Origin of the sequence: Alkalibacterium putridalgicola (genome assembly GCF_040959045.1) — a bacterium.
Taxonomy (GTDB): Bacteria; Bacillota; Bacilli; order Lactobacillales; family Carnobacteriaceae_A; genus Alkalibacterium; species Alkalibacterium putridalgicola.
This window is the reverse complement of sequence record NZ_CP162615.1, coordinates 1,431,604-1,455,739: the sequence shown is the minus strand read 5'-3', so window position 1 is coordinate 1,455,739 and position 24,136 is coordinate 1,431,604. Positions and strand designations below refer to the sequence as shown.

At 42.0% G+C, this 24,136-nt stretch carries 22 protein-coding genes and 8 tRNA genes; 23 read left to right on the top strand and 7 right to left on the bottom strand.

The features are described 5' to 3' along the window. Window positions 1-41: 41 nt before the first annotated feature. On the bottom strand, window positions 42-1,382 hold the full coding sequence (locus AB4027_RS06845) for an N-acetylmuramoyl-L-alanine amidase (RefSeq protein WP_368644795.1): 1,341 nt from the start codon (window positions 1,380-1,382) through the stop codon (window positions 42-44). Between the two features lie 548 nt (window positions 1,383-1,930). Next, window positions 1,931-3,295 (bottom strand): ISL3 family transposase, encoded by a 1,365-nt coding sequence (locus AB4027_RS06840; RefSeq protein ID WP_368644794.1) that lies wholly within the window; start codon window positions 3,293-3,295, stop codon window positions 1,931-1,933. A 151-nt stretch (window positions 3,296-3,446) separates the two neighbouring features. Here AB4027_RS06840 and hisS point away from each other — a divergent pair, with 151 nt between their 5' ends. The 5 genes from hisS (at window position 3,447) to AB4027_RS06815 (ending at window position 9,128) form a co-directional block, all read left to right on the top strand. Beyond that, entirely contained in the window at window positions 3,447-4,754 is a 1,308-nt protein-coding gene (gene hisS / locus AB4027_RS06835) for a histidine--tRNA ligase (RefSeq protein WP_091489291.1), read from the top strand. A 1-nt stretch (window position 4,755) separates the two neighbouring features. Continuing rightward, window positions 4,756-6,540, top strand: a complete 1,785-nt coding sequence (gene aspS, locus AB4027_RS06830) for an aspartate--tRNA ligase (protein WP_368644793.1) — start codon at window positions 4,756-4,758, stop codon at window positions 6,538-6,540. Continuing rightward, a complete protein-coding gene (locus AB4027_RS06825) occupies window positions 6,540-7,439 on the top strand; it encodes a deoxyribonuclease IV (protein ID WP_368644792.1) in 900 nt (299 codons plus the stop codon). Before aspS ends, AB4027_RS06825 begins: the two co-directional genes overlap by 1 nt. 77 nt (window positions 7,440-7,516) lie before the next feature. After that, complete coding sequence (locus AB4027_RS06820; protein WP_368644791.1) at window positions 7,517-8,194, top strand: NAD(P)H-hydrate epimerase; 678 nt, start codon at window positions 7,517-7,519, stop codon at window positions 8,192-8,194. Further along, window positions 8,187-9,128, top strand: coding sequence for a tocopherol cyclase family protein (locus tag AB4027_RS06815; protein WP_091489285.1), 942 nt, complete (start codon window positions 8,187-8,189; stop codon window positions 9,126-9,128). Before AB4027_RS06820 ends, AB4027_RS06815 begins: the two co-directional genes overlap by 8 nt. 84 nt (window positions 9,129-9,212) lie before the next feature. Here the strand turns inward: AB4027_RS06815 and AB4027_RS06810 are convergent, their stop codons facing one another. Further along, window positions 9,213-9,980 (bottom strand): helix-turn-helix domain-containing protein, encoded by a 768-nt coding sequence (locus AB4027_RS06810; RefSeq protein ID WP_368644790.1) that lies wholly within the window; start codon window positions 9,978-9,980, stop codon window positions 9,213-9,215. Window positions 9,981-10,326: 346 nt separating this feature from the next. On the opposite strand from AB4027_RS06810, the gene AB4027_RS06805 reads away from it, so the two are divergent. The 6 genes from AB4027_RS06805 to AB4027_RS06780 all read left to right on the top strand — a co-directional run bounded on the left by AB4027_RS06805 (window position 10,327) and on the right by AB4027_RS06780 (window position 15,362). Next, entirely contained in the window at window positions 10,327-11,193 is an 867-nt protein-coding gene (locus AB4027_RS06805; RefSeq protein WP_368644789.1) for a general stress protein, read from the top strand. A 38-nt stretch (window positions 11,194-11,231) separates the two neighbouring features. Beyond that, window positions 11,232-11,531, top strand: a complete 300-nt coding sequence (locus tag AB4027_RS06800) for a hypothetical protein (protein WP_368644788.1) — start codon at window positions 11,232-11,234, stop codon at window positions 11,529-11,531. Between the two features lie 40 nt (window positions 11,532-11,571). After that, on the top strand, window positions 11,572-12,591 hold the full coding sequence (recX, locus tag AB4027_RS06795) for a recombination regulator RecX (protein ID WP_368644787.1): 1,020 nt from the start codon (window positions 11,572-11,574) through the stop codon (window positions 12,589-12,591). Further along, on the top strand, window positions 12,588-13,754 hold the full coding sequence (gene mutY / locus AB4027_RS06790) for an A/G-specific adenine glycosylase (RefSeq protein ID WP_368644786.1): 1,167 nt from the start codon (window positions 12,588-12,590) through the stop codon (window positions 13,752-13,754). The genes recX and mutY overlap by 4 nt, the downstream gene beginning before the upstream one ends. 119 nt (window positions 13,755-13,873) lie before the next feature. Continuing rightward, window positions 13,874-14,410, top strand: a complete 537-nt coding sequence (locus AB4027_RS06785; RefSeq protein WP_091489276.1) for a DUF402 domain-containing protein — start codon at window positions 13,874-13,876, stop codon at window positions 14,408-14,410. A 97-nt stretch (window positions 14,411-14,507) separates the two neighbouring features. Beyond that, a complete protein-coding gene (locus AB4027_RS06780; RefSeq protein WP_368644785.1) occupies window positions 14,508-15,362 on the top strand; it encodes a hypothetical protein in 855 nt (284 codons plus the stop codon). Between the two features lie 45 nt (window positions 15,363-15,407). Here the strand turns inward: AB4027_RS06780 and AB4027_RS06775 are convergent, their stop codons facing one another. Continuing rightward, entirely contained in the window at window positions 15,408-16,496 is a 1,089-nt protein-coding gene (locus tag AB4027_RS06775) for an aromatic acid exporter family protein (protein ID WP_368644784.1), read from the bottom strand. A gap of 190 nt (window positions 16,497-16,686) precedes the next feature. On the opposite strand from AB4027_RS06775, the gene AB4027_RS06770 reads away from it, so the two are divergent. The 11 genes from AB4027_RS06770 (at window position 16,687) to AB4027_RS06720 (ending at window position 19,513) form a co-directional block, all read left to right on the top strand. Continuing rightward, on the top strand, window positions 16,687-17,121 hold the full coding sequence (locus tag AB4027_RS06770) for a Fur family transcriptional regulator (RefSeq protein WP_091489271.1): 435 nt from the start codon (window positions 16,687-16,689) through the stop codon (window positions 17,119-17,121). A gap of 346 nt (window positions 17,122-17,467) precedes the next feature. Beyond that, entirely contained in the window at window positions 17,468-18,370 is a 903-nt protein-coding gene (locus AB4027_RS06765; protein ID WP_368644783.1) for a diacylglycerol kinase family protein, read from the top strand. Between the two features lie 154 nt (window positions 18,371-18,524). Beyond that, window positions 18,525-18,597: transfer RNA gene (locus AB4027_RS06760), tRNA-Asn, on the top strand. Between the two features lie 9 nt (window positions 18,598-18,606). Next, a tRNA-Ser gene (locus tag AB4027_RS06755) sits at window positions 18,607-18,694 on the top strand. Window positions 18,695-18,709: 15 nt separating this feature from the next. Next, window positions 18,710-18,781: transfer RNA gene (locus tag AB4027_RS06750), tRNA-Glu, on the top strand. A 14-nt stretch (window positions 18,782-18,795) separates the two neighbouring features. Further along, window positions 18,796-18,868: transfer RNA gene (locus AB4027_RS06745), tRNA-Phe, on the top strand. Between the two features lie 16 nt (window positions 18,869-18,884). Continuing rightward, a tRNA-Tyr gene (locus tag AB4027_RS06740) sits at window positions 18,885-18,965 on the top strand. 6 nt (window positions 18,966-18,971) lie between these two features. After that, window positions 18,972-19,042 (top strand) — tRNA-Trp (locus tag AB4027_RS06735). A gap of 66 nt (window positions 19,043-19,108) precedes the next feature. Next, window positions 19,109-19,181 (top strand) — tRNA-His (locus AB4027_RS06730). A gap of 7 nt (window positions 19,182-19,188) precedes the next feature. Beyond that, window positions 19,189-19,260, top strand: a tRNA-Gln gene (locus AB4027_RS06725). Between the two features lie 67 nt (window positions 19,261-19,327). Beyond that, a complete protein-coding gene (locus tag AB4027_RS06720) occupies window positions 19,328-19,513 on the top strand; it encodes a hypothetical protein (protein WP_091490315.1) in 186 nt (61 codons plus the stop codon). Window positions 19,514-19,571: 58 nt separating this feature from the next. Here the strand turns inward: AB4027_RS06720 and AB4027_RS06715 are convergent, their stop codons facing one another. Together AB4027_RS06715 and recU are read right to left on the bottom strand one after the other, a co-directional pair. Beyond that, window positions 19,572-22,229 carry a transglycosylase domain-containing protein gene (locus AB4027_RS06715; RefSeq protein ID WP_368644782.1) on the bottom strand — a complete coding sequence of 886 codons (2,658 nt, stop codon included), beginning with the start codon at window positions 22,227-22,229 and terminating at the stop codon, window positions 19,572-19,574. A 130-nt stretch (window positions 22,230-22,359) separates the two neighbouring features. Continuing rightward, a complete protein-coding gene (gene recU, locus AB4027_RS06710) occupies window positions 22,360-22,986 on the bottom strand; it encodes a Holliday junction resolvase RecU (protein ID WP_368644781.1) in 627 nt (208 codons plus the stop codon). Between the two features lie 62 nt (window positions 22,987-23,048). Here recU and AB4027_RS06705 point away from each other — a divergent pair, with 62 nt between their 5' ends. Then, entirely contained in the window at window positions 23,049-23,621 is a 573-nt protein-coding gene (locus tag AB4027_RS06705) for a DUF1273 domain-containing protein (protein WP_368644780.1), read from the top strand. 17 nt (window positions 23,622-23,638) lie between these two features. On the opposite strand, the gene AB4027_RS06700 is transcribed toward AB4027_RS06705, so the two are convergent. Beyond that, complete coding sequence (locus tag AB4027_RS06700; protein WP_368644779.1) at window positions 23,639-23,998, bottom strand: hypothetical protein; 360 nt, start codon at window positions 23,996-23,998, stop codon at window positions 23,639-23,641. Window positions 23,999-24,136: the final 138 nt, after the last annotated feature.

Below are 24,136 nucleotides of genomic sequence, written 5' to 3'. Positions count from 1 at the left end.
AAACGTTACTCTCAACCACTTTTTTGTTGTTCATAAAACGATCAACGCTGGGAAAAATACTGGTCCAGTGCACTGTATACAGCATCTGCAACTGCTGACTGATAAGCGTGCGTGTTGACGACAGAAATATCATAATCGTTGTTCAGATACCCTAGCTCAAGCAGGACAGATGGCTGGGCATTTTGGCGCAGTACCTGATAATTACCATGCCTTACACCATTGTTATCGAGTCTGATATCCTGAGCAAGTCGCTGGTTGATGACCTCTGCCAGCGGTTGTTCGTTGTCTGAATAATAGTAAGTAGTCGTACCGGATACTGTATTGGCCTCTTCGACGGAATCGTAATGGAGGCTGATAAAGGCATCTGCATTGGCCTGATGGGCGTAGTAGACCCGATCATTCAGTGAAATATACTCGTCTGTGCTGCGGGTCAGGATCACGTTGACGCCGGCTTTTTTTAGTCGGTCCGCCAGCAGCAGTCCAGTATTGAGCGTCACTTCTTTTTCCGAGAAGCCACTGGAAGCGACGGCACCAGGATCATGTCCGCCATGCCCTGGATCGATAACGATTGTTGCTTCAGCTAAGGTCGTTGCATAATGTGAGGCCGAGGCGTTTGGCAGAGCTTCTTCTGCACTGACTGTTTCAGCAGAGATGGTTTCCGCTACCCAGCTGGCTACGAAACCGCGTGAGCCATCGGTCAATTCTATTTCATACCATTCATTTTTTTCGTCTAATACGTCGAACTCTTCAGCGCTTCTCAGTGTGGTCAGAATTTCGGCGTCTGTAGACGGCTCGTATCGAATATTTGTCGGCGTGCTGCCCACTTTGATTTTAAGTGACGTATCTGTTTCTTCTTCTGTGGCCGCACGTTCAGTGGGCTGATCGATGACAGCAATCAAGTCGGCATGAAGCCAGGCTACACGTTGATCATAAAGGATCTGGACCCAGTCATCTTCTCTATATAAAATAGGGAATTCTTCACCTTGTCTGACAGTACCAATAACGTTAGAGTCTGTCGTTGAGAATTGTCTCACGTTGACTTCCGGTGAAGTGACGCGTCCATAAAACTGATTATCTAAAGATACTTCTTCATTTTCCACGAGCCAGCTGGCGACCCAGCCGATCTGATCTGATTCCAGTCGTACTTTATACCATTCATTTTCTTCGCCGAGGACATTCAGCTGATCCTGCTCATTCACTTGAGTGAGGATCTCGTGGGATAAGCCGGGGCCGTATCTGACATTCAGTGTCGATGCCAATACGGTTACTTTGTTTTCATTAGCTAATGCAACGATGGAACCCAATAGCAGAACGATGAGACCGGTAACTAGGAGAATAAATAAAGAACGGTTATTTTTACTATGTAAGTGACTCTGATCCATGACTATACCTCCTCTTTTTAAGGTTTGTTCTTATTATACCGATAGAGACACTTTCATAGCAATAGGAAAGACACATTTTCTACACATTTTCAAAAAAATGTATAATTATGAAAGATATCTTCATACAGGACCTAAGGCTGCGAATAAATAGTGAAACAGAAGTGTATTGACATCGGTCTTCTATTCTTGTAAGCTTATAAGAAGCGAATTAAATAACCATCCGGATTTAGATGAAGTAGCTGATGACTGATCCTTAAAGAGAGAACCTTCCTGGCTGAAAAAGGTTTATATCATCATGAGTGAAAGACAGTCTGAGTAGGAATGACAGGAAAACTGTCACGCGTGAGCGTTAACTCTAAGAGAGAAAGCGAAGGCTTTCTGAATTTAAGGTGGCACCACGTAATGACTACGTCCTTTTTCTATGATCGACATAGAAAGGGGTCTTTTTTTATGGACAAATATATATTTAAGTGAATTATTATGGTTCTTTGTCAAATCGTGTTGGTCAGAATTCCCGGAGGTAGAAACTTAAATGTTTCTACCTCTTTTTATACGACTTTTAAGTTTCTTTGTTTTTCTATTTCCTTTTCTTCTTCAAATGTTAAAGGTCTGTTTGATTTTTCAGTTTTTTCTGTTAACTTAAAGCTGATGAGAATACGGGCTCTCAAATGTCTGAAATTATGGTAACCATAGCCGCTTCGTTTCAATGTTTTAATTTTATTGTTAATGCCTTCTAAATGTCCGTTGGACAAGGTATAAGTGCAAGAATTTTCTATTGAATCTAAGTATTTTTCTAGTGTCTGGAAGGTAGTCCTAACATATCTTTTGATAGATCTTTCCTTACTTCGTTCAAGCTGATTGACGAATTCCTCATAGTTACCGGTAGAGAGGTGCCATTTCAAGTCATTGATTAAATCATAAATCCACTGGAATTGGTCATCGATTGACAAGAGATAATTGACCATCATTTTTTCTGTGACCTGGCCATCGTAAAGTCGATGAGTAAAGTAGTGTTCAAAATCAACACTCCAGACATTCTTTAAAATGATTTTCCATTGTTTCTTTAGTTTAGAATAATCCCGAGGGCGAGTATATTTAACAGTTTTCATAATCTCTATACGTAAACGATTTAAGGCTCTATTCATATGTTGGACAATGTGGAATCGATCAATAATTAGTTCGGCATTCGGGAAACAGTCATGTATAACTTTTAAATAGGGGCTATACATATCCAACGTTACTGTCTTGACTTTTTTTCGTAGGTCATAGGGATAACGTTGGAAATAAGCAATGAGTTCTTTCTGCTGCCTATTTTCAACGATATCTATAATGTCATGGGTTTGAGAATTAGTAAAAATAAAACTCATAGAACCAGCAGCTTCCTTCACTGATTTAAACTCATCAAAAGAAAGGTGTTCAGGTAGTTCGAACCTTGAAGGTTCGAGGGTTTCTCCAGTACTTTCCAGCAGTCTTATAACTGTAGATGATGATACTGAAACACGTTTAGCAATAGTTTTCATACTTTGTGTTTCGGATAATTCATAAGAAACAACATTCTTGATAGGGTTAGAAATGAAACAGTATTTATTCACCAGAGATGTTTTTGCCATAAAAGTTCGCCCACATTCGTGACACATATAGCGTTGCTTTCTTAACCTTAACAAGGCAGGTTTAAAGAGGATGTTCCCTAATTTTATTGTAGATATTTTTGTACCATGCTTAGTGATGGAATAATCTTGGTTTACAGCCCCGCAGTGATGACAGGCCTTCGGCTTGTATGTAAGAGTTCCTTGGTAAACAATATAGTTTGTATCTTTAATAGTTTCTTCTGGGCAAAGATAGTCATTGATATCAAAAATAATATTTTCATCTTTAATATTTAATGAATTTCGTATAATATGAGAGTAGGTCATGTAGATTCTCCTTTGTTTGGTTTTCGTCGACTTAATTATAAGGGAATCTACTGGCCTTTTTCTATTGATATACAAAAAACCGTGCCAGCGAGTTCGTTAGAACTCACCAACACGATTTATTATAGAACCATTATTATGGGAGGTTTGAGGATTGAATTATAAAAAATTAAAAGGGACCGTTGATATTTTACCTGTTGAATCTGAAAAGTGGCAGATCGTAGAAAAGCAGGCGAGAACGATCCTGCACAACTATCAGTTTAAAGAAATCCGCTCACCGCTTTTTGAACAGTTTGATTTGTATGCAAGAGGCGTCGGTGAAACAAGTGATATTGTTTCCAAAGAGATGTATGACTTTAAAGATAAAGGGGATCGTCACCTGGCTTTAAGACCTGAAGGTACAGCTGGTGTGGTCCGTGCCTATGTCGAAAATAAACTGTATGCACCAGAGTACCACAAACCGATGAAGCTTTATTATCTTGGCTCGATGTTCAGATATGAACGTCCTCAAAGCGGACGACAGCGTCAGTTCAATCAGCTGGGTGTCGAAGTGTTCGGAAGCAAGAATCCCGCTGTTGATGTCGAAACGATGGCGCTGGCCATGGATTTGTTCAAATCTTTCGATATCAAGGATCTGAAACTGGTCATTAATTCACTGGGTGATACAGAATCAAGGCTCCAGTACCGTGAAGCACTGATTGCTTTTCTTGAGCCGCATTTTGACGACTTAAGCAAGGATTCAAAAGAACGCTTATACAAAAATCCATTGCGTGTTTTAGACAGCAAAGATAAAAAAGATAAAGCCATCGTCGCTGATGCGCCGTCTGTCCTGGACTTTTTGAATGACGAATCCAGAGCACACTTTGAAGCAGTGAAGGATATGCTTGATGAACTGGATATCCCTTATGAAATCGATAAGAACATGGTCAGAGGTCTGGATTACTACAACGACACGATTTTTGAGGTCATGACGACTCATCCGAAATTCGGCTCTAATGCGACGATTTGTGCAGGGGGTAGATATGACGGACTGGTTGAAGAAGTCGGCGGACCGTCGACACCGGCATTCGGCTTTGGATTCGGCTTGGAGCGTCTCCTGATCCTGCTGGAATTCATGGACTATGATTATCCGAAGACACAAGTCATCGATGCCTACGTGGTCACGATCGGAGAGAAAGTAAATACAGCAGCGACGAAGCTGACTCAGTATCTTCGTCAGAACGATCTGTCTGTTGAACGGGAATTCATGAACAGAAAACCGGGGAAGCAATTCAAGACCGCCGATAAATGGCATGCCAGATATGTCTTTACCTTAGGCGAAGAAGAAGTGAATCAGAATAAAGTCACAGTGAAAGATCTGGAGACCGGCAAGCAGACAGACATCGGTCTTGACGATTTGTACAGTGATTTTAAAGAAACATTCAGGAAAGCAGAAACAAAATTAAAGAAAAAGGGTGAATAACATGAAACGTACAGCATATTGTGGACAGATTACGAAGGAATATCATGAAGAAATGATTACTGTTACTGGCTGGGTACAAAAACGCCGTGACTTGGGGGGCATGATTTTCATTGATTTAAGAGATCGTGAAGGTATCGTGCAGGTCGTCTTTAATAGTAATCAAAACAAAGAAGCCCTTGAAATTGCAGAAAAAATCCGTTCAGAATATGTGATCGCTGTTAAAGGAACTGTTGTTTTAAGAGAAGAAGGTCAGATCAATAGAGAATTGGCGACGGGTGAAATAGAAATCATGGCCGAAGAGGTAGAGATTTTAAGTGAAGCCAAAACGCCAGCGTTTGAGATCACGGATGCTGTGGAAGTGTCTGATGATCTTCGTCTAAAATACCGTTATCTAGACCTTAGAAGACCGAAGATGCAGGAAAACATGAAACTGCGTCATCAGGTCAAGAAAGTATTCAGAGATTTTCTGGATGACGAAGGCTTTTTGGATATCGAAACACCTTATCTGACAAAATCCACACCTGAAGGGGCTCGTGACTATCTCGTACCTTCGCGCGTCAATCAGGGTAAATTTTTTGCCTTGCCGCAGTCTCCGCAGCTATTTAAACAGCTGTTGATGAGCTCGGGCTATGACCGTTACTATCAGATCGTTCGCTGTTTCAGAGATGAAGATCTGCGTGGTGACCGTCAGCCTGAATTTACACAGGTGGATATCGAGACCAGCTTTACGGATAAAGAAGACATCCAGAACACGATGGAAAACCTGCTTGTCCGTTTAGTCGAAGAAGTCAAAGGGATCACTCTGAAAACACCGTTCCCGCGTCTGACGTACAGAGAAGCGATGGAACGCTTCGGCAGCGACAAGCCGGATCTGCGGTTCGCTATGGAACTGGTCGATCTGAATGAAGTAGCGAAGGATTCAACCTTCAAAGTCTTTTCATCTGCTGTAGAAAACGGTGGCATGGTCAAAGGTCTGACCGTCAAGGGAGCTGCCAAGCAGTTTTCACGCAAAAACATCGATGCTCTGGAAAGTATCGCAAAAATTTACGGAGCCAAAGGACTAGCGTGGATGAAGATGACGGATGAGGGATTGACTGGACCTATCGCAAAATTCTTCAGTGATGAAGAGGCTCAGTCATCACTGGTAGAAACGATGGATGCCGAAGATGGCGACTTACTGCTGTTCGTCGCTGACAATTCAACTGTTGTCTATGATGCCTTAGGCGCATTAAGGGTGCATTTAGGTAAAGAACTGAACCTGATCGATGAATCTCAGCTGGCTTTTGCCTGGATCGTCGAGTGGCCACTATTGGAGTATGATGAAGAAGCCGGACGCTATAATGCCGCTCATCACCCATTCACCAAACCGGTCGAGGCGGATATAGAAAAACTCGCTGCCGAACCGGAAAACGTCATGGCTGATGCTTACGACATCGTCTTGAACGGTTATGAGATCGGCGGGGGTTCTATCCGTATCCACCAAAGAGCACTGCAGGAAGAAATGCTGTCTGCCTTGGGATTCTCTAAAGAAGAAGCCTACAGTCAGTTCGGTTTCCTCTTAGATGCTTTAGACTACGGTTTTCCACCACATGGTGGGATCGCATTCGGACTGGATCGTCTAGTGATGATCCTTGCCAATGAAAACAATATCCGTGAAGTCATCGCCTTTCCTAAAAACGGGAAAGCCATGGATCCATTGACTGATGCTCCGTCACTGGTGTCAAATGACCAGCTGATTGAACTGGGTCTGGAGTTAAGAGACAGTAAGCAAACGGAGGAAGATTAATGGTTTTACTGGGTTCACATGTATCGATGAAAGGCAAGAAGATGCTGCTAGGGGCCGCTGAAGATGCAGCCGCTTATGGCTCGTCTACTTTCATGATCTACACCGGTGCGCCTCAGAACACACGTCGTAAAGATGTCAGTGAAATGAATATCGAAGCCGGGCATGCCTTTATGGAAGACCATGCGATCAAGGTCTCAGACATCGTCGTTCATGCACCCTATATCATCAATTTGGGTAATACGATCAAAAAACAGAACTATGGTTTCGCTGTTCAGTTCATGCGGGAAGAAATCAAACGTGCCGAAGCCCTTGGCGTTACCCAGATGACGATGCATCCTGGGGCTCACGTCGGTGCCGGACCGGATGCTGCTATCGCACAGATCGCTCAGGGACTGAATGAGATCCTGCATGAAGATCAGACCCTTCAGATCGCTTTGGAAACCATGGCTGGCAAGGGGACCGAGATCGGACGATCGTTTGAAGAGCTGGCACAGATCATTGATCAAGTCGAATTAAAAGACAAGGTTTCTGTTACTTTAGATACGTGTCATATCCACGATGCGGGGTATAATGTCAAAGAAGACTTTGATGGGGTACTTGAAGAATTCGACCGAATCGTAGGCCTGGATAAGCTTAAAGTGATCCACGTCAATGATTCAAAAAATATCCGGGGTGCAGGCAAGGACAGACATGCCAATATCGGTTTCGGCGAGATCGGCTTTGACGCGCTCAGTCATGTCGTTCATCACGAAAAGCTGGCTCATCTGCCGAAGATCCTTGAAACACCTTTCGTCGGTGAGGATAAGAAAAATAAAAAACCGCCTTACAGTCACGAAATCGCGATGCTGAAAGCTAGAACGTTCAACCCGGATTTACTGGAAGATATTTTAAATAGTTAAGTTCAAAAAGGAATCTGTTCGTAAACAGGTTCCTTTTTGTTATACTTGATATAACTAAGGTAAATGGGGTGGAACAGATGAATGAAGGATTGGCAAGCCAGACTATAAAAGCGATCGATACCTATACAATAAATGAAGTAGGGATCCCCTCGATGGTCCTGATGGAACGGGCTGCATTAGCCATTACTGAAGAGCTGCTAAAAAACGATAGTGGATCTGCAGCTTCTTATGCTGTGATCTGCGGAACGGGAAATAATGGAGGAGACGGTCTGGCTATTGGACGCATCCTCCACCAGGCGGGCAAGACAGTAGATATCTATCTGGTCGGTAATGTAGAAAAAGCTTCAGATGAATGCAGGAAACAGTTAAGGATCGCAAAAAATCTGGGTTTATCTATTGAGTTTTTTGATGAAAGTGCTGAGGCATTCCATGCAGACGTCGTGCTGGATGCACTATTTGGGATCGGACTGGATAGGGATGTTGAAGAACCGCATAAAATAGCAATAGAGAGAATCAATCGTTCCCATGGACAAATCGTTGCAGTGGATGTGCCATCTGGATTATCAGCAGATACCGGTGGGGCGCTGGGTACGGCTGTTAAAGCCGATACAACGCTGACGATAGGGTTCATGAAAAAAGGTTTCACAGCCAAAGAGGCTAAGGCTTATATTGGTGAGCTGAAAGTCATGGCGATCGGCTATCCTGACAGTTCTCTACTAAAAGACATCATAAAAAAGGAGCAGGCGAATGACTAATCGATTTGATTTTAAAGGAGTAAATGCAAAAGCGCCTTATTTTGAAGGATGGTATGTTAAAACAACAGATGCTGCTCAGGATTTTTCCCTGGCACTGATCCCGGGGATGGCACGTTTTTCCGAGACTGAATGTTTTGTCCAGTACAATCTTTTTTATAAAGGGAAGTCTCTAAGCGGGAAAATAACTTTTCCGATAGATGACTTCATAGTCGTCAGTGAACCCTATTCCATCCTGATGCCTTTATTTGTATTGAGTGAAAAAGGCGTTAAAGCGCATATAAAAGATGAAGAAAATGACATACTTATTGATCTGACGTTTGGAAAACTCCTGCCATTGAAACAGGATCTCTATTCTCCGAGTATCATGGGACCGTTTGAGTATATAAAAATGCCCTGTTCTCATGATGTGATCAGCATGAATCATGCAGTAAGTGGAACAGTCATCATAAATGGTGAAAAAATCGATTTGACCGCTGGTGATGGGTATATGGAAAAAGACCGCGGATCGACATTTCCAAGTAAGTATGTATGGGCACAGTCAAACAGTTTTGAGGAAGACAGAGATAGTTCGTTTTTTATATCTATAGCTGATATTGGTCTGAAGTTTATTCAATTTACGGGAGCGATCGGAGTTTTTCATGACGGGATCAAGGAACATCGCTTCGCTACTTATTCAGGAACCAAGGCAGAAGTGAAAGTGAGTGAGAATCAGCAGGAATACACAGTCTGTTTAAAAGACTCAGATAAAAAACTGACAGCCCAGGTCAGTTTTCTTGTCAGCGATGAGCTTATTGCTCCAATGAATGATAAGATGGATTATGCAATAAAAGAAGCGATAAAAGCAAAGATTATTCTTACATTTCAGGAAAAAAACAAAGAACCCATCCAGCTGACAACTGAAAATGGGGCTGCGGAAAGAGTGAACTGGAATTAAAAAACGAAGCTGGATTTTTTTTCCAGCTTCGTTTTTTAATATCTTAAATTGTAAAATTAAGCTAGACAAAAAATAAATCAGTATTTAAACTTTTTCGTTGACCGGTATTTCTTTTAGATATTTTGTTGGAGTTTTTCCAGTCATTTTCTTAAATACTTTAGTGAAATAAGAATGACTGTTAAAACCTGCGAGATTAGCGACTTCGCTTAACTGATGTTCGCCGAGGTGGAAATAGTATTTTGCCAGGTAGATACGCTGCTGATTGACATAGCCGATAAATGTGTTACCGGTTTCCTGCTTGAATTTACGCGCTAAGTGCACAGGGTGCATGCCATAAATCGAAGCGATATTGGTCAAAGTCAATTCGCTTGTAAGGTTATCAGTTATATATGTAACGATTTCTTTCATAACTGAAGAGTAATTGGACGTAGAGAAATATACCACGGCATGACAGTATTCTCTGAATATATCAAAGTATACATGCTCGATCAGGTAGTCCAGGGAATAAGTATCTTTTATGATCATAGAGAAACGTTCAAAAATCAAATGTAGATATAAAGGAATAACGCCACCATTTTTAGCTGCTATACGCGTATAAGTATTGACAGTCATTAAATGGTTTTTAAATGACTCGAGTCGGTCGCAGTCATTTTCTTTTTCCAAATAATTAAATACACGATCCATATCTATCAATTTCAGTGTTTCTTCTAATTTTTCCTGATTTCCAGAACTTATAGCTTCCGCTAACTGGTCCTGCATAAGATAACGGTAATCCATAGATTCATTAGTCAGTTCTTTTAGTTTATTTAAACGTTCCTGTTTTAATTTTTCTTTCTCCTCTTGCTTATTCATTTTGCATGATCCTTCCTAACAATCTAAATTAGATAACACTTATTATGTTAAATATACCATAAACCGTGTGAAAAAAAACACTTAATAACGAAAAAAAGTGGATTCAGCCTTTATTTTATACCACTTATGTAAATGTATCAATTCAAATTTGTAACAATCATTAGGATAAAAATGGCGAGACAGGAAAAACCGGTACAAGACAAAGGTAAAGGCCCTCTTATTTATGTCCTGATTCCAGCCGATTGCTCTCACTAAGCGTTTTCTTTTACATGCCCAGGGTCTAATGATACCATTAGACATAGATAAGTGAACAAATTATGACAATATATATAGGAAGGGTGAAGGTATGGATCGCCATATTTTAGGAACATTTAAAAATGAGGAGGATGCTGTTTCTCAAGTAGAAAAACTTCTAAATGAAGAAGGTTATTCACCGAATGAACTGATGCTTGTCATGGATGAAAATACCCAGTATGACAAAAAGATCGCGTCCATTAAGAATGTGAAAGTCAATAAAGTGGAAGTAGAAGATGAGAGCATCTGGGAAAAAGTTAAAGAAGCCTTCTCCTTTGGCACGTATGACAGCGAAGGCAGCAGTACGACACTTGAAGAATATGGTGTTCCTCATGACCGGGCTGATCATTACACAGAAGCTTTGAAAGCAGGCGAAATCGTCCTTCTTGCGGATACTGATGCACCTAAACAAAGCGAACTATCTGAAGTGAATGAAGAAATCATTGAAAACGGGGAGAGAGAAGATATCATGACTGATAAAAAAGAGACACCCATAGATGAAGTGAATTCTGAAGAACCAGAAGCGATCAAGGATAAAAATACGAATGGCGTAGAAACTTCTGAGAATAAAGAAGTCAACGGTTCTGTTGACCCAAGTCAGGCGAACGACATGCGTAAAGAGACAAAAAGTGATAATAACAAAACTAAAGGAAAAAATGAATCGACACAGGGCACAGGGTCTAAAGAAGAACCGGATCTGACGGGACAGGAAGATACTGTTGAAAAAGAAGAGTCTGAACACGGATATGGTAATACGGTAGCTGAAGGTGTAGTGCGTCCAGAAGCAAAAAGCCCTTTGAACACGGATAAGAAAGACATCAAAGAAGCTGATGAAAATACTGAAGCGCCTGAAGCAGAAGCTAATTATTCTGAGGAAATGGAAGAACAAGGTAAAAAATCATGGGAAGATAACAAGTAAGTGGATCAAATGAAATCAGGTCAGAAAGGTGAGATGGCATGAAAAAAGATAATGAACCAAACAAATCGGACTTTAAATCTAAAAGAGATGCAGAGAAAATATCAGCCTCTGATGAGGTGGTGGCTCCGGACTATAGTTTGCCCAATACGAGTGCACCGAACAGTGCACCGAACCCAAATGCCTCAATGGCTTATGGTAAAGACAGACCCGTGAAAGAAGGGCTGGATGAATCTCAAGTCGCGGCTCAAAAAGCCAAAGGCGAGACGCCGGGAAATGAAGTCGAAGCATCCCTGAACCCGGATGAAGAGAACATCGAAGAAGAAAAAACAGATCAGTAGATTGAAAGTGCCTAAATTATTTTAGGCGCTTTTTTTACGGATGGATGCATTAATTAATCGTCTGGTAAATGGTATACTTAGTAAAGAAAGAATCGAGGTGCAGGTCATGAATCGACGAACAGAATCAGAAAAAAATGAACCATCTCTCCCAAATTTAATTGAACTTGGTCCGAGCAAGAAGGAAATTAAGCCAAGTGAGAAAAAGAATATCACCCTGGAAGATGTAAAAAATCTGAAAAAAGATGACACAGAAGAAACAGATGCAGAGTTTGTCATTACAAAAGTGCAGGCTCAGAAGGCTAAGAACCGGTACAATATCTTCATCAATGATTCGTATGCCTTTGCTGTGGATGATTCCATACTGGTGAAGCATCGTCTCATTAAAGGTAAAGAACTCGACAAAGAAATGATCGAAGAGCTAAAGCAGCAGGGAGAAATGAGCAAAGCTTATCAGGCTGCGCTTCATTATTTGAATTACAAAATGCGTTCAGAAAAAGAAATCAGAGAACATTTGGCCAAAAAAGACTATGCAGAGATCGATGCGGTCATTGAACGCTTAAGAGAACATCTACTGATCAATGACATGGAATATGCTAAGAGTTTCGTTCGTACCAACTATAAATTGAAGACAGAAGGGCCGAAAAAAATCGAACGGTCACTATACGCGAAAGGTTTGTCGCCGGAGGAAATCGCTTATGGTCTGGAAGAATATTCAGATGAGGATCAGCTGGAGAATGCCAAGAAACTGACAGAGAAAACACTGAAGAGACAACGAAATAAATCGAACCGGGAAATCGAACAGAAAATCAAAGAGCAGTTGATGATAAAAGGCTTTGACAGAGATGTCATCGCACAAGTGCTGGAAGACATGACGTTGGAACAGCCTGAAGAAGATGAGTATGATGCGTTAGTCAAACAAGGGGATACAGCGTACAGGCGTTATGCGCGTAAACATGACCCCTATGGTGCTAGACGTAAAACCAAGGCTTTCTTGTATTCAAAAGGCTACCCGTTTGACTTGATCGAACAATTTTTATCAGAAAAAGAGGGAGATTCGTGAAACAGAAGGATTTATTAGAAAAAAACGAGATAACCATGTGGTCCGAGGAAAAAATACGTGATTTCCGGGCGACATTACTGCAGTGGTATGATGAGAATAAAAGAGATCTACCCTGGCGCAGTACAAGTGACCCTTACTATATCTGGGTATCTGAAATCATGCTGCAGCAGACCCAAGTGGATACGGTGATCCCCTATTATAAACGGTTCATAGAAACCCTGCCGACCATTGAAGATCTGGCCAAGGCATCAGAAGAGACCCTGTTGAAGTTATGGGAAGGACTGGGGTATTATTCGAGAGTAAGGAATATGAATGTGGCGGCCAATCAGATCCTGGAAAAGCATGAAGGAAAGTTTCCGACGGCACATAAAGATGTTCTGACTTTGAAGGGAATCGGTCCTTACACAGCCGGAGCTGTAACCAGCATCGCCTTTAACCAGCCCCAGCCTGCTGTAGACGGTAATGTGATGCGTGTCTTGAGCCGGCTGTTCGAGATCGATCTGGATATCAGCAAGGCCTCTACGCGTAAGGTATTTGAGGAAATGATCCGGCGCTTGATCGATCCCGATCGGCCGGGGGATTTTAATCAGGCCCTGATGGATCTGGGAGCGACCATCTGCACGCCGAAGAATTATTCGCCGGAAAATAGTCCGGTCAAAGAGTTCAATGCTTCCTACCTCAATAAATCCTGGGAAAAATACCCGGTGAAAAAGAAAAAAAACAAAGTGACGGAACAGACTTACTATACTGTTATGGTAAAGAATAAAGAGGGGGAGTACCTTTATAAGAAGCGTCCCAGTAAAGGGGTACTTGCCGGCATGCATACACCTCTCATGATCGACCGAAAGGACCTGAATGAGGAAGGATGGAAAGCGTTCAATCAAAAAGAGCTTTACGACAGTCGTCTCAGCCAGGAACTGGAACAGATCATAAAGGAGACACATGATCTGAAAGTGACGGTGAATGAACAGCCAAAAGGAGTCGTTGCTCATGTCTTTTCACATCTCAAGTGGGAGATGATCGTATTCGAAGCAGTATTGATTGAAGAACTGAGTCATTCTTCCGAATTGAAATGGATACACGCCGACCGGTTCGATGAAGAAATGTTTCCTATGCCAACACAAAAAGTCAATAAACTGGTCAACACCTTAACGCTTTTTTAGTAAATCTTATTTTAAATCCTTATTCATTATATTATCATCCATCGTTTATGATATAATGACACATGAGATTGAAGGAACAAGCTGCACCATGTAAAAAAGACTAGAAAGTTGGTAAAAAGATGACATTTCCAAAAGAAGGGGAATTCATCACAATCAAAAGTTACAAACATGATGGGAGTCTGCATCGGACATGGCGTGACACAATGGTGTTAAAAACAACTGAAAACGCGCTGATCGGCTGCAATGATCATACTCTGGTCATCGAGTCTGATGGTAGAAGGTGGAAAACGCGTGAACCGGCCCTCGTTTATTTTCATAAGCATTACTGGTTCAATATCGTTACGATGATCCGCCAGAAAGGCACATCTTATTATTGTAATATGGCGTCTCCCTTTTTGATCGACGAAGAAGGGGCCAAGTATATTGATTATGACCTGGACGTGAAGGTCTTTCCTGATGGAGAAAAACGCTTGTTGGATGTCGATGAATATGAGGAACACGGCAAAAAATGGGACTATCCGGATGAAATAGACTTGATTTTGAAGGAACATATCAAAATATTGGTCGACTGGATAAATGAGGAAAAGGGGCCCTTTTCTGAAGGGTATGTCGATTTATGGTACAACCGTTACAAACAGTTAACGGGAAAAAAATGATTGTGATGCGAACAGTAGCAAGACGTCAATGTCTGCTGCTGTTTTCCTTGTCTAGTTTTTAAAAAGCAGCAAATTTAAATAGAGAGGAATAAGCAGTGTGAAAAAAAGTGTGATGATGATGCCATTATTATTCACCGCAGTACTGGGTACTATCTTTTTTGGTCGACGTTACTCTGCAGGCCAGAGTGAAGAAATGGCTGAAGAACAGATGACGGTTTCTCAAAGAGAGGATGAAACAGAAAAGCTTGCAGTAGAACAAGTGCCTGACAACGGAGATAAACTACCCGCAGGAAGTAGTCCGGCAGAATTGCTGGAATATTATGAAGCAAACAGCGAAATCCTTTCACTTTACCAATACTTAGATTATGTGTCATTGAAAAAGGAAAACGTAACGCTTGCGTATTATGGTGAGATCGATACAAATAATACCTGGGTCAGTAAAGTGACTGAAAAGATGCAGGACTCAGTCAGTGGAGAGTTCACGATGATCGATCTAAGCTTTCCAGGCTATGATTCATACGAATTATACATAGAACAGACAGCTCAAACAGTGGCCGACGAGGACCCGGATGTCGTTATATATGGCTTGCCGGCCTTGTCTGATCAGATGAGAGATATGGGACTGGAAGAAACAGAAGAGTTCATGAGCTATGTCCTTGACCGGCTTTTAATGATAGAGGATGCAAAACTCATAACTCTTGAACCCTTCCCGGTACCTGGACAAATGAGTCAGTTGAATTCACGTTCTCTGGATTACAGGAACTATATAAGCCGGATGCAGAAGGTGAGTGAAGAGTACAACCTGCCTTTAATACCTTTACATGCAGATTTCACTGCTGAAGTCCCAGAGGATCAACTCGATGATTATTATGATGAGACGAATGAGTTGAATGAAACAGGTAACGAGCAGGTGTTCTCATTATTAGATGATTGGTTCAGCGAAGAGATGTAATGAAACAAAAACAGGGAACCCTTTTATTTAAGGGCACCCTGTTTTTTAATGTAACGAGCGGATCTCAGACTGATTATCTGGATGATTTGTTTTAAAACTGCTGACAAGCTTGTTCAAGTGCTGAAGCTGTTCCTCATACTCGAGGACCGATGACATGAGATGGATCACGGTATTGCTTTGTCCATAGTCATTTTGAAGATAAGACTCCAGACTGGCTTCGTTGAAAAAGGAATGCATGAATGTTTTCCTCAAATCAGATTTGTAAGCGATGAAATTCACTTCTTTTGGCAGCACACGACCGTTCCACTTTAAGATGATCTGTTCATGAGCCGACATGAGCGTCTCAAGCCTCTCCCTTAATAAGGTACGTAACTCTTCAGGGAAATGATTGTAAACATGTTCTGACTTATGAAGAGTTAGAACAAGAAAATAGGCGGATTCTGTTGTACGAATGAACTGGCGGTATATAACCAGGGTCCGTTTGAAAGACTGGCCCCGTTTCTTTCCTAACGGATGCCATTCACCGTCTTTCAAGAAACTGAGCAGACGCTTCATTTCTCTTATCGCTTGTTCGATGGATTCAAGATCTGTACGCATAAGTGAATACTGACTGTTTTTCCTCAGATTCACACGCATGAACCGGGTCAGATCATCAGTTACCTGATTAGTGGTGTGAAAAAGTTTTTCTTCATAGTTTGGTGGCAAGATGACACGATTGACAATAAAGGCGACGGCTACCCCTGTGAATGTAGCCAGGACTCTATAAACGGCATTGGAGAGGATATCCCCGTCTGTCGAGAGCATAATGATGATCAGAGTCATGGCGGACAGACCGATCACATTATTAAGTTTCAGCTGATGCAAAAGAGAAATAAGAATGGCTGTTGCCACACTAACGACAATGAAAGACGTACCGAACCCTAAGGCCATGATGACAGCGACAACGCCTCCGATAGTATTGGCGACAAGTCTTTCCTTAAAGGTGGTGAAAGATCTTTTTACCGACGGCTGCATGGATGCAACGACAGATATCCCGGCCAGCGAAAGCACCTCATACATGCCGAGTAAAGAAGGAATCAGTAAAGCAAAAAATACGGCGATACTGGTTTTAAAGGTTCTTGCTCCGATTTTCATAAACTAAAGTCACAACTTTCCTGATTCATTTTTGTTTGTTACATTATACTACAAATCCTTCTCTAAATTCATTAAATTAGAAACTTGCTATTTTAACAAATGTATGTGTAAAGTATACATATTCTTGCAAAGTTTGTATTAAAACTGTATCATTTGAGTATACAAGTAAACTAATGAAGGATTGATAGAGATGAGTTATTTAGTTGAACAATCCATTGAACGGTTAAAATACAACAATGTACGAATCACGCCTCAACGCCATGCGATCTTAGAATATCTGATCGACCAGGATAGTCATCCTACTGCTGATGAAATATATAAGGCTTTAGAAGTAGATTTCCCAAGCATGAGTGTCGCAACAGTATACAATAATCTACGTTTATTTACCAAAATGGGTCTAGTGAAAGAAATGATGTTCGGTGACAACTCCAGTCGGTTCGATTTCGCTTCGACTGAACATTACCATGCCATATGTACACGATGTGGTAAAATCGAAGATATCTATTATCCAGGACTGGATGATGTCGAAGTCGTTGCCAGCAACTTAACAGGATACGATGTCAATTCACATCGTCTGGAAATTTACGGCTTATGTCCTGACTGTCAGGAAGAAGTCGGCGAATAACTGGTACGAAAGTGTACCGGGTCATTATGATATAAGAAAGAGCTTTTGAGTGTGGATAGCTATCCAGATTCAGAAGCTCTTTCTATCTTTTCAGGGCAAGTAAAGGTCTTAACTGCTATGAACAGTTAATGGGTGGTATAATGAAGAAATATAAGCAGAGTATCAAAAAAAATAGGGAGTCTATCCGGCTGTATTCCTGGTGTCGAATCAGAAGAAGATGGGGAAAAGTTTTCTGATCGTGAACCTCAGAGAGAAACGACACCGTCCGGAACACTAATATTTTTTTCGAGCTGATGACTGTAGTACAATGGTTGTATGAACTAATCAGTTGGAAGGGGACAAACAAATGAAAGATGTTATGATTATCGCAAATCCTTCTTCTGGTAAAAGAAAAGCTGAAGAATATGCAGACGACATGGAAAAAACATTTTTAAAGCACGAGCGAAAAGTAGACATAAAGTGGACGGAAAAAATCGAAGATGTATCCAGATTTTCCATTCAAGCCAGTGAGGAAGCATATCAGCTCCTGGTGATTATAGGCGGGGATGGTACAGTGTCGGAAGCTGCCAATGGATTGAGCAGCCAGAAATATCGGCCTGCTATGGGGATCATCCCAGCAGGTACAGTCAATAATATAGCCAAGGGTCTGAATGTTCCCGCTGATCCAGCGGAAACGATCGCACAGATGCCCCGGTTCAAAGAAAAAAAAGCTGATGTCGGCAGAGTCAATGACCGGATATTCCTCAGTTCTGTTTCAGCTGGACCAGTTCCGGAAACGGTGTGGGAAGTCAGTGAAGAACAAAAAGGTAAGTTCGGACAGGCTGCTTACTTTATGGAAGGAATAAAATCTCTAAGAGACGAAGAAACATATGCAATGGAACTGACTATTGATGAAAAGAAGGTCGATATCGATTTGAATTTACTTCTTGTCGGCGTAAACAGCTCGATCGCAGGCATTCCGAACTTCTTCGATGAAGCAGAAGTCGATGACGGTAAGCTCTATTTGTTTGGATTGAAACGTTCGACTATCGGACAGAAACTGACGGTTCTGCAGGCACTGCTTTTCAGTAACAAAGAGTTCAATGATATGCAGGATGTTGCTTTTACCGTATCATTTAAACGAGCTGTTTTCACTGTGAAAAATAAAGAGACGTTCACAACAGTAGATGGTGATCAGGGCCCGGCCTTCCCGATCATTGTGGAAATACTCCCACAGCATTTTACTTTTCTTGTGCCTGTTGATGATTGACAGGGAGAATCGCATCTTCAGATATATAGTTAATGCTAGTGTGGCAAGAAGAGGAAAGTCGGGTCATTCAAAAAATCGAAACAAAAATCACTGAATAGATTGACACATCTTTGTAACCATGTTACGATATAACAGTTGCTGAAGAAAAAATTTATCCGCAATAGCTCAGTTGGTAGAGCGCATGACTGTTAATCATGATGTCGCAGGTTCGAGCCCTGCTTGCGGAGTTTCAATATGGAGAATTGTCCGAGTGGCTGAAGGAGCACGCCTGGAAAGCGTGTATACGGTTTTTCCGTATCGAGGGTTCGAATCCCTCATTCTCCGTTTTTTATTTTTACCGGCCCCTTGGTCAAGCGGTTAAGACACCGCCCTTTCACGGCGGTAACACGGGTTCGAATCCCGTAGGGGTCATACATAATGAAATTGGCGCAGTAGCTCAGTTGGTAGAGCAACGGATTGAAGCTCCGTGTGTCGGCAGTTCGACTCTGTCCTGCGCCATTCAACTTAATATTCTGGAGGGATAGCGAAGTGGCCAAACGCAGCGGACTGTAAATCCGTTCCTTCGGGTTCGTAGGTTCAAATCCTACTCCCTCCATTAGTTAGGGGTATAGTTTAATGGTAAAACTATGGTCTCCAAAACCATCGATGTGGGTTCAATTCCTACTACCCCTGTTCAGTAAATTTACTAGTGAATCTTCTGGATTTTTATGGTATACTATTTATTGAAAAACCAATATGGCGACTGTGGCGAAGTGGTTAACGCACCGGGTTGTGGTCTCGGCATGCGTGGGTTCGAACCCCATCAGTCGCCCTTATATTGGGCTATAGCCAAGCGGTAAGGCAGCAGGTTTTGATCCTGTCATTCCTAGGTTCGAATCCTAGTAGCCCAGTAAGTTTGAAACTCAATGCAGCTGCATTGAGTTTTCTTTTTATTTAAATAAATAGGAAAGAGTGAATATGATGACAGAAAAACACGGGAAGTTTTTTATTATAATGGGTATCCTGATATTCCTGCTTTCTCTTTATGTAGTTACCAAAGACCCGATCATTGGTGGAGTTGGAGTTCTGATAGGGTTATGGAATATGCTGATGGGTTACCGGACCTCTAAAGGAAAAACATTTTTCACACCAAAAGATGAATAGTAAAAAGGAAGAGACAAGGGTCATTGACGATCCTTGTCTCTTCCTTTTTATTTACATGTTATTCTTCATCATTAGTATTGGTTGACTCATCGGAATCATCGGGTGTTTCATCGGTGTTATTCTGATTATTAGAAGTATCTTGTTCAGGATTTTCGTCTCCATCTGAGGTTTCTTCGTCCTGATCCTCATCAGACGGAGGAGGGGTACCGTTTCCGGCATCCTCTTCCTGGTCTGATTCTTCATTATCATTATTCTGATTGTTATCAGTGTTTGTTTCTTCGTCTTCCGAAGGATTATCTTCTTCCGGTTCAGTTTGAGGTTCTTCTTCAGTCTCTTCCTCTTCCGGTTCTTCTTCCACAGGTTCAGGTACCGTCACCGTTGTGGTAGCTTCCGGACCAGTGGAGTCATAAGCTGAAACGGATAATGTGATAGTCAGATCGCCTGCCGGAGGTCCAGTCAGCGTGAGTTCATTATCTGAGAGAGTGCTGGACTCGCCGTCAATAGAGAGGTTATATGAGACGCTTTCGTCTTCATTCTCGAGGGTATATTCATCCCAAGTGACAGTCAGTTCGTCGTTCTCTTCATCGTATTCAGCTGTCAGTCCTGTCGGTGCTTCCAGTTCTTCACCGTAATTCAGTGATTGTTCAGTTGGCTCAGTTCCTTCTACAAAGAGTTCCGTGACTCGTTCACTTTCTGGTGTGTTTGGACCAGGAAGCTGGGCAGGGTCTGTTCCATCTTCAACCGTTACTTCTGTAACTGATGAAGGCATCTGCCAGTCAGTGTTTTCGACATCTTGAGAAACATACTGCATGATTTCTCTATAGATATGACGGGGGAGGAGACGAGAGCCGTCATTGAAGGTCAGATAACCCTTTCTGTTATTGTCATAGCCAGTCCATACGGATAAGGAGTAATTAGAGGTATAACCGGCGTACCAGGAAGCAGGCACAGCATCTGAAGGATATCCCAATTCGCTTAATTGTTCATCGGTGAAATTGGTCGTTCCTGTTTTTCCAGCCTGTGGGATGCCACCCAAGCCTACAATATTATTGTAATTGGACGCGACATCTTTCAGCATATCCGTCACCATATAGGCAGTATAATCAGACATGGCCTGATTCGTTTCTGGAGTCAAATCGATTTCCTGTCCGTCTTGAGTGATCACTTTAGAGACGGTATAGGGTTCGGTATACTGTCCGCCATTTGCAAAAGCTGCATATGAGGCCGACATTTGTAAAGGAGACATCTGTCCACTTATAGCGTTAGAAGGAACCAATTCGCCTTCTAGAGACATCGGATCGATCGGGATACCTAACTGGGTCATGAATTCTTCGACTTGATTCATCTCCAGATCTTCATTGAAAAGTTTCGCCGTCGGGACATTCCGTGAGTCTACCAGAGCTTCTCGCATGCTGATTTGACCTCTGTACTGACCGTCATAATTTCTCAAGGAAGTCCCATCCGGGTAACTATAGGCTTCGTCAACAACCTGATGATACGTCGAGTATTTTAAATATTCGATCGCCGGACCATAAGTCGATAAAGGTTTGATCGTTGACCCAGTAGCCTTGGTTTGAGTGGCGCGGTTAACCCCTCTAAGGACCTCTGTATTTCTTCCGCCACCCAAGGCTCTTACTTTTCCTGTATCAGCTTCTACTAGGGAGACTGCCGCCTGAACTTCGTCATTGATATAATTCACATATTCATCTGAATTTAATACATCAAAGACGCGCTGCTGGGCATCTATATCGATATTGGTCTCTATAGTCAACCCTGCGGTAGCGGGATTTAAATCTGTTTTTTCTTCTACTTCATCCAATACACGCTGGACATATGAATCAGTGACTAAGGCAGTGTTGTCTGACTCACTTAATTCAACGAGCCCTGCATCGATCGGTGTGTTATAGGCTTGTTCAGCTTCTTCACTCGTGATGTGGCCCTCTTCAGCCATGACACTGATTACGGTGTCCCGTCTTTCTTTTGCAAGTTCAGGATTGGCGTAAGGGCTGTAGCGGTTAGGCGCTTTGGCCATGCCGGCGAACAGTGCGGCTTCATGGATCTCCAGCTCACTGACTGATTTACCATAATATTCTTCTGCCGCAGTAGCCACGCCGTACACGTTACCGGCCATATGGATTTTATTCAAATATAAAGTCATAATCTGTTCTTTAGATAATTCGCGCTCCAGCTGCAGTGCAAGCCAGGCTTCCTGAGCTTTTCTCTCCAGAGTCTGGTCTGCTCTTGTTGTAGAGAAGACGGACAGTTTGACCAACTGCTGGGTGATGGTGCTTCCGCCACCAACGATCTGTCCCTGGTTCGTAACGTAACCAATAGCCGCCCGTGCGATACCGATAGGGTCTATCCCCATGTGGTCATCAAAACGCTGATCTTCAATGGCCGTCATGGCATCAGTCATCACATCGGGGTATTCATTGGCTTCAGCATACTCACGGTTTTCACCGCCGAGAGTATAGAAAACATTGCCGTCTTTATCAAGCAACTCTGATGAGAATGTTCCAACCAGATCTTCTTCGGTCAGTTCAGGTGCAGATGATGCATAGTAAGCAAATAAGGCTCCACCGGCCACGACAACGAGTAAGAAGACAGTGATAAAGGTCAGTATAATACGTTTGAACCATTTTTTCGGCTGCTTCGATTCTTTTTTCTTGGTATTTTTCTTATAGTCTTTACGAGACATTTTATCTTTTTGTGACATGTTACGCTCCTTTACTTTCTACTTAGTTGAAATCCAGTAAAAAGGTTCATTTCATTTCGTTTCATTAGAGAATGACTTTACACTATTTAATGAAGAGAGTCAATAAAGCTGTATTTTTCTTAAAACACTCTTAAGCATTTCGTTCACTGATCAACTGATCCACAATTTTTAAATAAGGCAGACGCGGAGAGAGGCTATAATTGATTTCGAACGCATCCGTTTCGATTTCTTTTAGAGGGATCGACTTCTTTCCTTTTTCCTCAAGCTGCTGATTCCACCATTTGTAAAGCAGCGGGAAATTCAGTAAAAAGACCCGATTCAAGGTGCTGAACCGGATAATAACGAAGCAGACCCCGCCATGCTCATGACACATCTCCATATGAGTCAGCTGATGGTCATGAAAATTCTTCAATGGAAAAGACGTTTTGTTGCGCGTTTCTTTGGCTTCAAAATCGATATAATGCCCTTTATAGATCCCATTATAGTCAGTGGTCGAAGCGCGTTTGTAGTAAGCCTCGGTAATCTTAGCTGCACTTCGTCTGGGGTAATCCACGTTGACCACCTGGATGGGGATGGGCTTTTTATGAATGACTGCTTGTTTTCGCAAAAGATAATAATCATTCGTCGCGTTCAAATCTTCTTCCAATGTCATTCCGCGATTACTGTAAGACACTTTCTTTTTCTTTGGTTGATTTTCATTCGTCTTTTTGTCATTATTAATACGATAAGGTTTACCGTTAGGGTACCGAATAGTCATTGTGTTCACAACCTTAAATTAAGTTAACTCTAGTTTACCAAACAACGACAGGCGAATGTAGAATGGAGGACAAATTTATTAAAAACTTATATGTTAGTGGTTACCGATCCTACGAGCTGTCTATTTTTCAGGCAGATGATCCCAAGATTGATTACATCAAAAAGTTTTTCAAGCGAAAACTGATCGAATATATCGAAGAGGGACTTGAATGGGTGATCATATCAGGCAATCTGGGCACAGAGCTATGGATGGGTGAAGTCGCACTGGATCTGAAAGGCGATTACCCGGAGCTTCGCCTGGCCGTTCTGCTTCCGTATACGAACTTTTCCAGCAAGTGGAATGAAGTGAATCAGATGTACTACAACTCGATCATTGAACGGGCTGATTATATCAACTATACATCAAATCAGGACTACGCCAATCCCGGTCAGTTGAAGAACAATCAAGCCTTCATCGTAAAAAACACTGATGGCTGCCTGCTGTTCTATGATTCCGAACACGAAGGGAAAGTCGGTTACTTCTATGAACAGGCGCTGAAGTATCAGGAACGGCATCCCTATGAAATAGAAACCACTTCCTTTGATGAGTTACAGTGGTTCATCAATGATCTACTGGAAGAAGAACGATTTGAGTAGTATTCAATAGTGAAAGGTTAGGACGGCTGTCCTAACCTTTTCCTTATAAATAAGGGATTTTTTTGTGTATTCAGTTTTAACGGAGTAAAAGTGGAAACTGCCTGCTGATTAGGTCTAGTCAGAATAAAATTATTCTGAGCGATGCCAATGAGGAGCTCATTAGACGTACTCGAGAAAAAATAGCGCTGGGTAATGCCAATGAGGAGCTCATTGGGCGTACTCCAGAAAAAATAGCGCTGGGTGATGCCAATGAGGAGCTCATTGGGCGTACTCCAGAAAAAATAGCGCTGGGTAATGCCAATGAGGAGCTCATTGGACGTACTCCAGAAAGAATAACGCTGGGTAATGCCAATGAGGAGCTCATTGGGCGTACTCACGGTCTATCGGATTTGAGCAGGGCCAATGCGGTAGTGATTGAGCGTGCTCAATCACTTTCTTAGTTGAGTTGTACTAATTAGTTTAATAGGTAATTGATAGAATCCTTGACCTTGACGCAACGTTAAGGTTTAAACTTA